Origin of the sequence: Streptomyces sp. NPDC015661 (assembly GCF_043077765.1) — a bacterium.
Classification (GTDB): domain Bacteria; phylum Actinomycetota; class Actinomycetes; order Streptomycetales; family Streptomycetaceae; genus Streptomyces.
Map to the genome: position 1 here is coordinate 79,511 of NZ_JBIBST010000012.1, position 13,662 is coordinate 93,172.

The 13,662-nt window shown below is 73.8% G+C and carries 13 protein-coding genes; 7 read left to right on the forward strand and 6 right to left on the reverse strand.

The window, feature by feature from the left end:
* Window positions 1–458 precede the first annotated feature (458 nt).
* The 5 genes from ACF07V_RS29825 to soxR all read left to right on the forward strand — a co-directional run bounded on the left by ACF07V_RS29825 (window position 459) and on the right by soxR (window position 4,545).
* Window positions 459–1,520 (forward strand): glucose-1-phosphate thymidylyltransferase, encoded by a 1,062-nt coding sequence (locus tag ACF07V_RS29825; protein ID WP_392158781.1) that lies wholly within the window; start codon window positions 459–461, stop codon window positions 1,518–1,520.
* Window positions 1,517–2,482 carry a dTDP-glucose 4,6-dehydratase gene (rfbB, locus tag ACF07V_RS29830; protein WP_392158782.1) on the forward strand — a complete coding sequence of 322 codons (966 nt, stop codon included), beginning with the start codon at window positions 1,517–1,519 and terminating at the stop codon, window positions 2,480–2,482. Before ACF07V_RS29825 ends, rfbB begins: the two co-directional genes overlap by 4 nt.
* Before the next feature lie 112 nt (window positions 2,483–2,594).
* Complete coding sequence (locus ACF07V_RS29835; RefSeq protein ID WP_392158783.1) at window positions 2,595–3,203, forward strand: hypothetical protein; 609 nt, start codon at window positions 2,595–2,597, stop codon at window positions 3,201–3,203.
* A gap of 147 nt (window positions 3,204–3,350) precedes the next feature.
* On the forward strand, window positions 3,351–3,974 hold the full coding sequence (locus ACF07V_RS29840) for a DsbA family oxidoreductase (protein WP_392158784.1): 624 nt from the start codon (window positions 3,351–3,353) through the stop codon (window positions 3,972–3,974).
* 1 nt (window position 3,975) lies between these two features.
* Entirely contained in the window at window positions 3,976–4,545 is a 570-nt protein-coding gene (gene soxR, locus ACF07V_RS29845; RefSeq protein WP_392158785.1) for a redox-sensitive transcriptional activator SoxR, read from the forward strand.
* A 346-nt stretch (window positions 4,546–4,891) separates the two neighbouring features.
* Here soxR and ACF07V_RS29850 read toward each other — a convergent pair whose 3' ends face one another.
* A complete protein-coding gene (locus ACF07V_RS29850) occupies window positions 4,892–6,049 on the reverse strand; it encodes a hydrolase (RefSeq protein WP_392158786.1) in 1,158 nt (385 codons plus the stop codon).
* Window positions 6,050–6,195: 146 nt separating this feature from the next.
* Here ACF07V_RS29850 and ACF07V_RS29855 point away from each other — a divergent pair, with 146 nt between their 5' ends.
* Both ACF07V_RS29855 and rfbH read left to right on the forward strand, forming a co-directional pair.
* Window positions 6,196–7,149, forward strand: coding sequence for an NAD-dependent epimerase/dehydratase family protein (locus ACF07V_RS29855; RefSeq protein WP_392158787.1), 954 nt, complete (start codon window positions 6,196–6,198; stop codon window positions 7,147–7,149).
* 83 nt (window positions 7,150–7,232) lie between these two features.
* Window positions 7,233–8,534, forward strand: a complete 1,302-nt coding sequence (gene rfbH / locus ACF07V_RS29860) for a lipopolysaccharide biosynthesis protein RfbH (protein ID WP_392158788.1) — start codon at window positions 7,233–7,235, stop codon at window positions 8,532–8,534.
* Window positions 8,535–8,641: 107 nt separating this feature from the next.
* Here the strand turns inward: rfbH and ACF07V_RS29865 are convergent, their stop codons facing one another.
* Genes ACF07V_RS29865 through ACF07V_RS29885 form a run of 5 tightly spaced genes read right to left on the reverse strand, consistent with a single transcriptional unit; the run spans window position 8,642 to window position 13,600 of the window.
* Entirely contained in the window at window positions 8,642–9,829 is a 1,188-nt protein-coding gene (locus ACF07V_RS29865; RefSeq protein WP_392158789.1) for a DUF6365 family protein, read from the reverse strand.
* The gene (locus ACF07V_RS29870; RefSeq protein WP_392158790.1) at window positions 9,826–10,443 is read right to left on the reverse strand and encodes a dTDP-4-dehydrorhamnose 3,5-epimerase family protein; all 618 of its coding nucleotides are present in this window, start codon (window positions 10,441–10,443) and stop codon (window positions 9,826–9,828) included. The genes ACF07V_RS29865 and ACF07V_RS29870 overlap by 4 nt, the downstream gene beginning before the upstream one ends.
* Before the next feature lie 21 nt (window positions 10,444–10,464).
* On the reverse strand, window positions 10,465–11,538 hold the full coding sequence (locus ACF07V_RS29875) for a Gfo/Idh/MocA family protein (RefSeq protein WP_392158791.1): 1,074 nt from the start codon (window positions 11,536–11,538) through the stop codon (window positions 10,465–10,467).
* A complete protein-coding gene (locus ACF07V_RS29880; RefSeq protein WP_392158792.1) occupies window positions 11,499–12,839 on the reverse strand; it encodes an NDP-hexose 2,3-dehydratase family protein in 1,341 nt (446 codons plus the stop codon). The genes ACF07V_RS29875 and ACF07V_RS29880 overlap by 40 nt, the downstream gene beginning before the upstream one ends.
* On the reverse strand, window positions 12,836–13,600 hold the full coding sequence (locus ACF07V_RS29885; protein WP_392158793.1) for a DUF6081 family protein: 765 nt from the start codon (window positions 13,598–13,600) through the stop codon (window positions 12,836–12,838). Before ACF07V_RS29885 ends, ACF07V_RS29880 begins: the two co-directional genes overlap by 4 nt.
* Window positions 13,601–13,662 lie beyond the last annotated feature (62 nt).

Below are 13,662 nucleotides of genomic sequence, written 5' to 3' on the forward strand. Positions count from 1 at the left end.
GCGCCGGGACACCCGGGGGCACGACCCCGGGGCCCCGGCCGCGCACCCGCGTGCCGCCCGCCCCACCGGCGGGCGAGCACGCCCCCGTACGGACACGTGCCATTCCCCCGTCGCACGTGTCCACGAAGGGGGCCGGCCCGCGCCGGCCCCCTTCTCCGCGTTCGCGGACGCGCCCCCGGCGCGCGGGCACACGCCGGGGCACGGTGGGCAGAGGGTGGGCAGACGCCGGGGCACGGTGGGCACAGGGTGGGCAGACGCCGGGCGGGCGCAGGACACACGCCGGGCTCGTACGCAGGACACACGCCGGGCTCGTACACCGGGCACACGGCCGGGCTTACGAGCTCGTACGGGTAGGAATCGCGCCGGGTCCAGCTGGATTGGACCGGCTCTCTAGGTCGGCTTCGCAGAATCGTTCCCGTAACCAAGGCAAGGGCCGAAGGCGGGAGTGAAGGGTTGCCATGAAGGCACTGATTCTGTCCGGAGGGATGGGGACCAGACTACGTCCCTTCACCTATTCCATGCCCAAACAGCTGGTGCCCGTCGCCAACAAGCCGATCCTGGTGCACTGTCTGGAGAACGTCCGCGCCATCGGTGTCGAGGACGTCGCCGTCGTCGTCGGCGACCGCGCCGAGGACGTCCGCGCCGTCGTCGGAGACGGCTCCGCCTACGGACTGAACGTCACCTACCTCCAGCAGGAGGCCCCCCTCGGCCTGGCGCACGCCGTCGCCATCGCCGAGGAGTTCCTCGGGGACGAGGACTTCGTGATGTACCTGGGCGACAACATCCTCGCCGACGGCATCGCCGAGTCCGCCCGCGACTTCCGGGCCGAGCGCCCCGCCGCCCGGCTGCTGCTCGCCAAGGTGGACGACCCGCGCGCCTACGGCGTCGCCGAGATCGACGCCGAGGGCCGGGTCCGCGCGCTGGTGGAGAAGCCGCGGCAGCCGCGCAGCGACCTCGCCGTGATCGGCGTGTACTTCTTCACCGCCGCCGTGCACGAGGCGGTCCGCGCCATCGAGCCCAGCGCCCGCGGCGAGCTGGAGATCACCGACGCCATCCAGTACCTCGTGGAACGCGGCGACCGCGTCGTCGCCGGCGAGTACACCGGCTACTGGAAGGACACCGGCAGCCCCGACGACCTGCTCGACTGCAACCGGGTGCTGCTCAGCGGACTCCACCCCGGCGTACACGGCGAGGTCGACGCGGCCAGCACCCTCGAAGGGGCCGTGGTCGTCGAGGCCGGAGCCCGCGTGGAGCGCTCGCACCTCGTCGGACCGCTCGTGGTGGGCGCGGGCAGCGTCGTGCGGGACAGCGAGCTCGGCCCGTACACCGCCCTCGGCCGCGACTGCGTCCTGGAGGACGCCGGCATCCGCGACTCCATCGTCCTCGACGGCGTGACCATCCAGGGCGTGCGCGGCCTGTCCGGCTCCCTCATCGGCCGCTCGGCCGACGTGCGCGGCGGCGAGGCCGCCGGACGCCGGCTCATCATCGGCGACCACACCCGGGCGGAGGTCGCGGCATGAGGCTCCTGGTCACCGGCGCCGCCGGATTCATCGGCTCGCACTACGTCCGCCAGATCCTCGCGGGCGCCTACCCCGAGACCGAGGACGTCCACGTCACGGTCGTCGACCGGCTCACCTACGCGGGCCGCCGCGACAACCTGCCCGAGGACCACGACCGGCTCGACTTCGTCCACGGCGACATCTGCGACCGCGGCCTCCTCGACCGGGTCGTCCCCGGCCACGACGCGATCGTCCACTTCGCGGCCGAATCCCACGTCGACCGCTCCCTCACCGGCCCCGGCGAGTTCGTCCGCACGAACGTCATGGGCACCCAGCAGCTGCTCGACGCCGCCCTGCACGCCGGGGTGGACCGGGTCCTGCACGTCTCCACCGACGAGGTGTACGGCTCGGTGGACAGCGGCACCTGGACCGAGGAGAGCCCGCTGCTGCCCAACTCGCCCTACGCCGCGTCCAAGGCGTCCAGCGACCTGATCGCCAGGGCCTACCACCGGACGCACGGACTCGACGTCCGCGTCACCCGCTGCTCCAACAACTACGGGCCCCGTCAGCACCCCGAGAAGCTCATCCCCCTCTTCGTCACACGGCTGCTGACCGGTAGGACGGTCCCGCTGTACGGCGACGGCCGCAACGTGCGCGAATGGCTGCACGTCGACGACCACTGCCGGGCCCTGCAGCTGGTGCTCACCAAGGGCCGGGCCGGCGAGATCTACAACATCGGCGGCGGCAGCGGCATGAGCAACCGCGAGATGACCGCCCGCCTGCTCGACCTCCTGGGCGCGGACTGGGACATGGTGCGCCATGTCGAGGACCGCCTCGGACACGACTTCCGCTACGCGATCGACGACTCCAAGATCCGCGAGGAGCTGGGCTACGCGCCCCGCTGGTCGATCGAGAGCGGACTGGGGGCGGTCGTGGACTGGTACCGCGACCACCCCGACTTCTGGCGCGCCCACGCCTCCTGACAACGGGACGCCGAGTGCCGCCGGTCGGCACCGGCGCGCCATCCACACCACCCACTCAGCCACCGGCACCCGGCCGGCGGCACGCTCTCGACGAGAACGGAAACCCATCACCATGTCCGCACTGCGCAGCCGTGTCCGCACCGCCGCGATCGCCGTCCCGCTGGCCCTGGCCGGTGTCGCGGCCACCACGTCCGGCGCCCAGGCCGCCCCGGTGAAGACCTACTTCGACTGCCGGGTCGGCACCGTGACCGGCCTCGCCTACTCCACCTACGTGGACGCCGTCGCCCCCGCGACCGTCCGGCCCGGGGCGACCTTCGACGTCACCCTCGACCCGGCCCCGATCACCCCGAACCCGGCCTACAACAAGGAGGTCAAGAACGTCGCCCTGCAGTTCAAGCTGCCGGCCGGCGCGACGGTCGTCTCCTACCAGGTCGCCGACGGCGGCGCCGCGGGCACCCCGGAGCTGCAGATAGACGGCACCAAGGCCGTGCTGCGCGCCGCGGGCCCGTACGTCTCCAACACCCCGTTCGACCTGCCGAAGATCACCATCAAGCTGAAGGCCCCCTACTCCCGGACCACCCTGGAGACCCGCTTCGGCGGCACCTCGCACGACGACCCGGGCTTCAGCTGGACCTTCATCTCCCCGAACTGGTCCGGCGAGGCCCAGCTCGCCTGCTGGCCCGACCAGCCGATCGCGCTGACCACGACGGTCGTCAAGTAGCGGCTTCGCGGGTGCGCCGCGCCGGCCGGTCCCCGAGCGGGGCCGGCCGGCGCGTTTTCCGTGCGGCCGACCTCGAGTGCGCTTGACCTCCAGCGCACTCGAGGTTGCAGCCTGAGACGTACAACCGGAAGTGGGGAGAGACCGTCCGTGAAGATCGAGATCTGGTCCGACATCATGTGTCCGTGGTGCTACATCGGCAAGGCGCGCCTCGACAAGGCGATCGAACGCCTGGAGGACCGCGAGGCCGAGGTGGTGTGGCGGAGCTTCGAACTCCGTCCCGACCAGCCCCGTACGCCCGGTGCTACGCTCGGCGAGATGATGCGGGAGAAGCTCGGACTGCAACCCGGGGAAACGGTCGAGCTGTTCGAGAAGATCCGGGTCCTGGGCGAGGCCGAGGGGCTGGACATCCGCCTCACCGGCGTCCGCCCCGTGAACTCCTTCGACGCGCAGCGCCTGGTGCACCTGGCCGCCGAGGACGGTCTCGCGCACAGGATGAAGGGCGAGCTGTTCCGCACCTATCTGACGGAACAGCTGAACGTGGCGGACCACGAGGTCCTGCTCCGCACCGCGACGGCCGCCGGGCTCGACGCCGACCGCGTCACCGCGGTCCTGGCGACGGACGCCTACGGCGAGGACGTCCGCGAGGACGAGCGGGCCGCCGCCCGCCTCGGGGTCACCGGCGTCCCGACCGTCTTCGTCGACGGCGTACGGGTCACCACCGGCGTCCCCTCCGTGGACCAGCTGCACCGGGCCCTGGTGGAGGCCGGCTGACATGACCGTCGCCCGGCCCGCGTACCACGTCACCGAGCTCACCGTCGGACAGCTGTCGGCGCGCAGCGGCGTCGCGGTCACGGCCCTGCACTTCTACGAGTCCAAGGGCCTCATCAAGAGCCGCCGCACGCCCGGCAACCAGCGCCGCTACACCCGGGACACGCTGCGCCGCATCTCGGTGATCCGGGTCGCCCAGCGCATGGGAATCCCCCTGAGCACGGTCGCCGAAGCACTGGCCGAGCTGCCCGAGGAGCGCACGCCCAACCGGGACGACTGGGCACGGCTCTCGCAGCGCTGGCGCGCGGATCTCAACGCGCGCATCGAGCAGCTGCTCGCCCTGCGCGACGGCCTGGAGGACTGCATCGGCTGCGGCTGTCTCTCGGTACGGGACTGTCCGCTGACGAACCCGTTCGACGAGCTCGGCGAGGAGGGTCCCGGCCCGCGCAGGCTCCTGCGCGAGCCGACGGGGGCCGCGACCCGGGGCGGCCGGCACCGCGCCCCCACGGAGGATCCGTGCGGCGGCACGAGCCCGAGCTGCCAGGGCGAGGCGCAGGACGAGACGCAGGACTGAGGGGTACGGGGCCGGGCGCCGGGGCCGGTGACGGTGAGGGCCGCAGGGGTACGGGGCCGGGTGGCGGGGCCTGTGGCGGTGAGGGCCGTGGGGTACGGGGCCGGGCGCCGGGGCCTGTGACGGCGGGCGCGCCAGGGCTGTGACGGTGGTTGCCGTGGAGGTACGGGGCCGGGCGCCGGGTCCTGTGACGGCGGGCGCGCCAGGGCTGTGACGGTGGTTGCCGTGGAGGTACGGGGCCGGGCGCCGGGTCCTGTGACGGCGGGCGCGCCAGGGCTGTGACGGTGACCGCGCCGGGACCGTGACCGGGGCGCGCCTGGGCCGTGACGGTGGGCGCGCCGGGTCTCGGTCAGTTCGCGGCGTGCGGCGCGTGGAGTTCGCGGGCGTACGCCTCGGCCGCGGCCTGGAAGCCCAGGACCACGTGGCCGGACGCGGTGTGGGCGTCCCGCCAGTGGCGCTGCAGAGGGGCCGAGTCCTGGTGGGCGCGGGTTCCCGCGGAGGCGAACAGACGGTCCACGGCGGACGTGGCGAGTTCCGCCGCGAGCGCGCAGTCCCGGCCGGCGCGGGCCGTGTCGGAGGCGGTGACCTGTCCGGTGTCGGCGGTGCGCGCCGCCGCCTCCAGGAGCAGCGCCGCCGCGTCCGCCTCGCCCGCCGCGCGGCCGAGGACGACCGCCGCCGCACTCTCCAGACCGCCCGAGGCCGAGGTGTGGCGGGGGGCCGTGCCCTCCCGCCAGGCCGCAAGGGCGGCACGCGCGGCGCCCAGTACGGGGGCCGCGAAGCACAGCCCGTTCACGGCCTTCAGGGGCACACGGTGGCAGGGCGCCTCCTCGCCCTCGGCGATGCCGGTGGCGAGGGCGTCACGGGTGAAGGTCAGCTCGTCCGGCACGAACACCCCCTCCACCGACAGCGTGTTGCTGCCGGTGCCGCGCATCCCGACCGACGACCAGGTGTCCTCGGTGCGCCAGTCGCCGCGCGGCACGGCGAAGAAGCGGGCGGTCGGCCGGTCCTCGGTCGTCATCGCGCACACCAGCGCCCAGTCCGCGTAGTCCACCGCGCTGACGTACGGCCAGGTGCCGTCGATCCGCCAGCCGCCCTCCTCGCGCCGGGCCCGGCCCAGCGGCATGAGCGCGCCCACGATCAACGTGTCCGGACCCCCGGCCCAGACCCGCCGCTGTCCCGCCTCGGGGAGGTACGCGGCCATCCGGCCGAGGGAGGCGGTCAGCGAAGCCGCCCAGGCGGCCGAGGTGCAGCCCTCGCCGACCACGGCGACCGCCCGCACGATCTCCTCGAAGGTCCCGGCGTCGCCGCCGTGCCGGCGCGGTACGAAGTGGCGCGCGAAACCGGCGTCCAGCAGGGACCGCACCACCTCCGGGGCGAGCCGGCGATCACGCTCGGCGGCCCGCGCGTGCTCCGCGGCGGTCTTCGCGACATCGGCGGCCGCGACCACCACGGCGGCGGATTCGATGGGGGACGACACCTGTCGTGCCGTCAACTCCTGAGTCGGCATCCTGGTCTGCTCCTTGTGAGTGGCGGCCGGGGCCGGTCGCCCGGTCCCGTACTCCTCGCGCCAGCCTCACGTGGGCCGCTCGAGCGGGACTACAGGCCGCCCTGGAAGGCTCCGGCCCCGGCAGCAGCCCCGAAGGAGGCCCCGACATGGCAGCCCGTTCCGTCCCCGCGCCGCGTGTGCTCGTCCTCGGCGGCAGCGGATTCGCCGGGGGGCACGTGTGCGCCGCGTTCCTGGCCCGCGGCTGGGAGGTGCACGCCTGGTCCCGGCGCGCCCGGGCACCCAGGGGTGTCACGGCGCGTGCGGTCGACCTGGTGCGGGCCGGGCCCGGACGGCTCGCGGACGAGCTGGCCGCGCTGGCGCCGCAGGTGGTGGTCAACGCCGCCGGCGCGGTGTGGGGCGCGAGCGAGGCCGAGATGGCGGAGGCCAACGAGCGCGCGGTGCTCCGGTTCACGGCGGCCGTGACCGCCCTGGGGACCCGGGCGCCCCGGTTCGTCCAGCTCGGCAGCGTGCACGAGCACGCGGCGGCGACCGTCTACGGCCGGACGAAGGCGGCGGCCACCGCGTGCGTGACGGCGGCGGGCGGCACGGTGCTGCGGCTGCCGAACCTGCTGGGCCCGGGCACCCCCGAGGGCAGTTTTCTGGGCGGGGTGGGCGCGAGGCTCGCCCGGGCGGCACGCACCGGCGAGGCCGTGACCGTGACGACCCTCGCGCGGCGCGAGCGGCGCGAGTTCCTCGACGTGCGGGACGCGGCCGACGCCGTGCTCGCCGCCGTGGCGCCGCCGGCCGCCTCGCGGGTGCGCGGCCGGGTCCTCGACCCGGGAACGGGCCGCCCGGTCGACGTACGCGACCTCCTCGACCTGCTCATCCGGCTCAGCGGGGTGCCCGCACGCGTAGAGGAGCGCCTCCCGGAGCCGGGGTACGCGCCGCCCGGTGGCCTGTCCGGGGTGGAGCAGGGCCCGTCCCACGAGATCGCGGAGAAGCTCCTCGGCTGGCGGGCGGTGCGCGGCCCGGAGGAGTCGCTGCGGGGACTGTGGGAGGCGGCGTCCGGGCTTCCAGCGGGGCTCGAGCAGGGGACCAGCGACGGGCTAGCGACCGGCTAGTGGACGGCCTCAGGGTGACGGGGTCCGCGGTGGCACGTCCGCGCCGCACTCCCTGTCAGCCCAGCGAAAGGCCAGTGGATCCGATGGACGCGGAGAAGACGCACATCCTGGCGAAGGTGCGCGAGTACCACCGGGCGACGGAGGAGCGGGAGTTCGTACCCGGGGTGACCCCGGTGCAGCCGGCGGGCGCGACGCTCGACGCGAACGACCGGGTGGCGCTCGTCGAGGCGGCGCTCGACCTGCGGATCGCGGCCGGGCCCAGCAGCCGGCGCTTCGAGCGCGACTTCGCCCGCTACTTCGGGCTGCGCAAGGCGCACATGACCAACTCCGGTTCCTCGGCCAACCTGCTCGCCCTGACCTCGCTGACCTCCCACACCCTGGGCGGGCGCAGACTCCGCCCCGGGGACGAGGTGATCACCGTGGCGGCCGGGTTCCCGACGACGGTCAACCCGATCATCCAGAACGGCCTGGTTCCCGTCTTCGTCGACGTCGAGCTCGGCACGTACAACACGACCGCGGAGCGGGTCCTCGCCGCGGTCGGCCCCCGGACGAAGGCGATCATGATCGCGCACGCGCTGGGCAACCCGTTCCCGGTGGCGGACATCGCCGCGATCGCCGCCGAGCACGGTCTGTACCTCGTGGAGGACAACTGCGACGCGGTCGGTTCGTACCACCAGGGAAGGCTGACCGGCACCTTCGGCGACCTGACGACGACCAGCTTCTACCCGGCGCACCACATCACCACGGGCGAGGGCGGCTGCGTCCTCACGCGGAACCTGGCGCTCGCCCGGATCGTGGAGCAGCTGCGGGACTGGGGCCGGGACTGCTGGTGCGAGCCGGGCCAGGACAACACCTGCTTCAAACGCTTCGACTACCAGCTGGGCACGCTGCCGCACGGCTACGACCACAAGTACATCTTCACGCACCTCGGCTACAACCTGAAGGCCACCGACATCCAGGCGGCGCTCGGCGTCAGCCAGCTGACCAGGCTGGACTCCTTCGGCAAGGCCCGCCGGGCCAACTGGCAGCGCATGTACGAGGGTCTCGCGGAGGTCCCCGGGCTGCTGCTGCCCCGGGCGACGGAGCACAGCGACCCCAGCTGGTTCGGTTTCGTGCTCACCGTGCGGCCCGACGCCCCCTTCACCCGGCGCGAACTGGAGGGGTTCCTGGGCTCCCGCGCCATCGGCACCCGGCGGCTGTTCGGCGGCAACCTGACGCGTCACCCCGCCTATCAGGGCCGTGAGTTCCGGGTGGTGGGCGAGCTGACCAACTCCGATGTCATCACCGAGCGCACCCTGTGGGTGGGCGTCCATCCGAGTCTCACGGACGCGATGATCGACCATGTGACCAGCAGCATCCGGGAGTTCGCCGCCGCCGCGCGGTGACCCGCGGATCCGGGCCCCGGCGTGCGTCGGCGTCCGTCGGCTGTGTCGGTGTGCGTCGGTGTGCGTCGGCTGTGTCGGTGTGCGTCGGCGTGCGTCGATGTGCGGGCTCAGCCCAGGCGGCGCACCGCCTCCGCGAAGATCTCCGGTATGGCGGGCAGCGCGTCGAGCGCCGCCAGGTAGCGGGCGCGTCCCTCCGCCAGCCGGGCGCGCTCCCCGGGGTCGTTCAGGACCGCGTCGACGGCCGCCACCGTCCCCTCGGTGTCGAGGAGTTCGGCCTGCCGAAAGGTCTCGGTCAGCGGGTTGTCCGCGAGCAGTGGCCGGACGACGGAGTTCCAGCGCAGCGGCCACATGCTGTACGGGGCGAGGGCGTCCGGCCCCTCGGCGTGCGGGCCGCTGTGGCCGACGTACACCGCGGGCAGGTCCGAGAAGACCGAGCGGACCAGTGCCGAGGCGGGCACGTGCAGCGAGAGGACGGCGTCCGAGGCGTCCAGGAGGTCCTGGTAGCGGTCGGGCGGGCAGGACGGCACCCGGTGGGTGCGCTCGGCCGGCAGCCCTTCGAGACCCCCCAGGTCGGGCCCGACGACCAGGAAGCGGGTGGTGGCCGGCAGCCGCCGCAGCGCCGCGGCGACACGCTCGGGCACCCGCCGGGCGAGCCCGCGCGTCACCGGGTCGTCGACCGACTGGGCGTGACGCTGCCAACCCGAGACGGACAGGGAGAGCAGCCGGTCCTCGTCACGCAGTCCGAGGGAGGACCGCACGGCCCGGCGCTCCTCGGTGCCGGGGCGGGGCAGCGGGCGCATGAACGGGTAGACCAGGGCGCGGCTGCCGGGGCCCGGGTCGGGGCGGGCCCAGGGCGCGGGCCGCAGCGCGACCGGCATCCCGAGGATCCGCCGGTCCACCTCCAGGCCGAGCCCGAAGTGGTCGATGCGGAAGTCGGTGTTCTCCCACTCGTACAGGTCGAGCGGGATCACCGGGACCCCCAGCCGCTCCACGAACCAGGGGTCGGTGCGGTAGACGCGGTGCATCATCAGCCAGTACGAGAGGTAGTCGCTGAGCACGATCACGTCGGGCCGCTCGGCCCGTACGGCGGCTTCGACGACCGCGCGGACATCCGCGCCCATCGACGCGTCGATGACGGTGCCGGGCACGCCGGCGGCCTTGAGCTGCGGTGCGTTGTGGGTGTCCACCACGAAGTGGGCGGTGATGCCGGCGGGTGCCAGGAGCCGGGCCAGGCCCAGACCGGTGGTGACCTCGCCGTGGGTGCCGACGACCGGCGCGAGAAACAGCAGCTTCATGGTGTCCCGTTCTTTCGGTGGGCCCCGGAGGGCGCGGTGCCGGTGGCGGGCCAGAGCGGGAGGATGCCTCGCTCCAGAGCGGTGCGCAGCGAGGGTGCCCGGGCGTCCTTCTCGGACAGCAGCGGTGGTTCCTCGTGGCCCCAGGGAAGCGCCAGTTCGGGGTCGAGCGGGTCGATCTCGAACTGGGTGCCCGGGACGTGCGCGGTGGACAGGGCGTAGGAGATGCAGGTGTCGTCGGTGAGGGCGAGGAAGCCGTGGCCGAGACCTTCGGTGACGTGCACGGCCACCCCGTTCTCGGGGGTGAGCAGGGTGCTCGCGCTCTGCCCGAAGGTCGGCGAGCCGACCCGCAGGTCCACCACCATGTCGCGCAGCGCGCCGCGTACGCAGGTCACGTACTTCGCCTGACCGGGCGGGATGAGTACGCCGTGGATGCCGCGCAGGGTGTTCCTGCGAGAGGTCGAGTAGTTGATCTGCCGCACCTCGAAGGGGCGCCCGACGGCCTCGCTGACCAGGTCGGTGCGGAGGGACTCGAAGAAGGTGCCGCGCGGGTCGGGCCACTGGCGAGGGGTGATCACGTAGGAGCCCGGGACCTGCGGGATCTCTCGGATGTCCATGTCCGTCGTCCGTCCCTCCGCTCAGATCTTCACGACGTGGGCTGCCCGGCGGATCTCGTCCACCAGCCGGGCCTGACGCATGACGTCTGCCGCGCCGGCCGTCTCGCCCGTGCCGGCCGTCCGGCCGGTGTCGCCCGCGTCGGCCGTGTGCGCCGAGTCGCTCGTGGGCCCTCGTCGTACGGCCTCGGCGAAGGCGGCGACGGCGGTGGCCGCCTGGTCGTGCGCCGGCAGGACGCGTTCCTCGACGCCGCCCGCACGCTCGATCCGCAGCACCGGGTGGTGCCCGGACGGCGGGGAGTAGGCGCGGTCGAGGGCCAGGCCGCCTTCGCTGCCGAGCAGCCGCCAGCCCGCCGTGTACCCGTGCTCCATGCCGAAGACCAGCTGGGCGCTCGCCCCGGTGACGGGTTCGCCGAGCAGGGCGCTGCCGCCCAGGTCGACGCCGCGCGCGCTGTCGTGGCGCAGGACGGCGCCGTGCACGCGCAGCTCGGGACCGAGCAGCAGGGAGGCCAGTCGGACCGGGTACACGCCGATGTCGAGAAGGGCCCCGCCGTCCAGGTCGGCGCGGTAGCGGATGTCGTCGGCGGGACGCGGTGGGATCGTGAACGAGGCGTGCAGCGCGCGTACGTCGCCGATCACGCCTTCGGCCACCAGGTCCCGTACGGCCGTGTAGGCGCTGTGGTGGACGAACAGGAAGTTCTCGGCGAGGGCGAGACCGCGCTCGCGGGCGAGGGCGAGGAGGCGGGCGGTGTCCTCGGCCCGCGCGGTGAGCGGCTTCTCGGCCAGGACGTGCTTGCCCGCGCGCAGCGCGCGTTCCGTCCACCGGGCGTGCAGGGCGACCGGCAGCGGTACGTACACGGCGTCCACGTCGGACCGTTCGAGCAGTGCGTCGTAGCCGACGACGGCCGCGCAGCCGAAGGCGGAGGCGGCGGCCCGGGCCTTCTCGGCGGTACGGCTGGCGATCGCCGTCACGACCGTGTGGGGGGAGGCCGTGAAGGCGGGCACCATGCGGCGCAGGGCGATGTCGGCGCAGCCCGCCACCCCGATCCGCAGCGCGCTCACCGGGACGCCCCGTGGCCGGGCAGGGTACGGACGCACGCCAGGAGGGTGCGGGCCTCGACGTCGACGAGGTTGCCGATCCGGCCGGCGCGGGTGAGCTGGCGGACCGTCATCCATGTGTAGTCCTCGGGAACGTCGAGGGGGACCTCGGTTCCGTCCACCACCAGATAGCGGTTCTCCGCGTGGTAGAAACGGCCGCCCTCCTCGGAGTGCACGGTGTCGAACAGCACCTGCTCGGGCCGGGCGGCCAGCACCGCGTCCAGATACGGCGGCCGTCGCGCGGACTCGGTGAGATTGCCCGGGTTGCACTGCACGCTGGGCCCGATCTCGACGGTGTCGAAGGTGCCCGCCTCGGCGCGGGCCTGCACCAGCAGATGACGCTCCCCGTGGATCTCCTTGCTGACGAAGGCGACGACCCCCCGTCCCACCGGCGCCAGCATCGGCTGGGACCAGGAGGGCACCTCGCGGCTGTCGGCCTCCACGTCGACGCCGATGATCCGGAAGTACCGCCCCGCCTCGTGGACGATCTCGCCGCGCTCGTCGTCGCGACGCCAGCCGCCGACCCGGCTCAGCGGGAGCGTCGTGCGCTCGGGGCGGTGGCGCACCTTGGCCTCGGTGAACCAGTGCAGCAGCGCCGCGGTGTCGTGCAGCGGCTTCTCCGGTGCCCGCCCGGAGAGCGGAGCCCCGTCGTCGGCCCCGTCGTCGGGCAGCCCGGCGAGCACGGTGCGCGAGTCCATGTTGATGAGGTTGTCGACCCGCAGCAGCTCCGCGAGGACCGGGCGCGGCACCCAGCAGAAGTCCTCGTGGACCGGGACGTCGGCGGTCGTCTCGACGACGATGTTGCGGTTGCGCTTGCCCAGGAACCACGAGCCCTGCTCGCTCTGCAGGGCGTCGTAGTGCACCCGGTCCGCGGCGCCCGGGGTGAGGAAGTGGTCGATGTAGCGGACGGCGGCGCCCCGGTGCACCCGGGTGTAGTTGCTGAACGTGGCCTGCACCGTCGGTGAGAGCTGGAGCGTGGTGATGTTGCCCGGCTCCATCTTGGCCTGCATCAGCAGGTGGGGGACCCCGTCGAACCGCTTGAGCAGCACGCCCAGGATCCCGGTCTCCGGCTGCCGGATGATCGGCTGCGTCCAGGCCGCCGCGTCCGGGGCGGCCGGCTCGAACCGGAGGCCCTCGATGGAGAAGAACCGGCCGCTGCGATGCCGGACGTCGCCGGTGGCGGGGTCGGTGTACCAGCCGTCCAGGTCGTGCAGGGGAGTCGGGGTGATGCGGTACCGGTGGGCGGCGCCTCGACCGGCGAACCAGGAGTGGAAGCCGGCCGCGTCCTCGATACGGGTCACGACGCCACCTCGCCGGTGACCGACAGCGCGCCCACGGTGAGACGCAGACCCTGTCCGTGCGGACGGTCGCAGATCAGCGCCAGGCCGGGCACGAGCGCCGTGGGGCGCACGAGGCCGAGCGGGCCCGGCGACGTCGAGTCCGCACGGACCTCCTCCGGCAGGGCCAGGCCGAGGCCTTCCACGGAGAACATCTCGGTGCCGTCGAGGAACCAGCGGGCGGAGGCCGCCGCCGTGTCCACCACGAGGGAGCAGCGGTGCGTGTCCAGAGGGCCGCGCTTGGCGAGCGGCACGCTGTACGAGAAGCCGCCCCGTGTGCCGTCCGGGCCGGGCACGCGGCCGTACAGCGCCCAGACCCGGCCGCCGGTCAGCGCGAAGTCCAGGACCAGACCGGCGTCACGGTCCAGTACGACGAGGGCGCCCGCCCCGTCCGGTACGTCGTCCCCCGCCTCCCCCAGCGGCTCGGCCGAGAGCGTCGCCGACACGGTGACCGTGGCGCCACCCGTCGGGCACGAGGGGCCGAAGGCGGCCCAGCGCAGATGGTCGAGGGGCTCGCCGTCGGGCGGCACCACGAAGGCCGGGCGCCCGGTGTCGGGGTCCGTGCCGGTCGGCTCCACCAGCAGGCCCGCGTCCGTGGTGCGCGCGATCCCGTCCCCGGCCGTCAGCGCACCGGCGGGCCGCAGTGCCCAGGGACCGTCGGTCCGGGCTTTCGGGGAGCGCACCCGCAGCCCTTCGGTGAAGTCGTCGTGGAAGAGGATCGTCATGGCGTTCTCCGTGCGGTGAGCCGGGCGGTGACAGGGGATGACGGGGCGGGCGGAGGCATGGC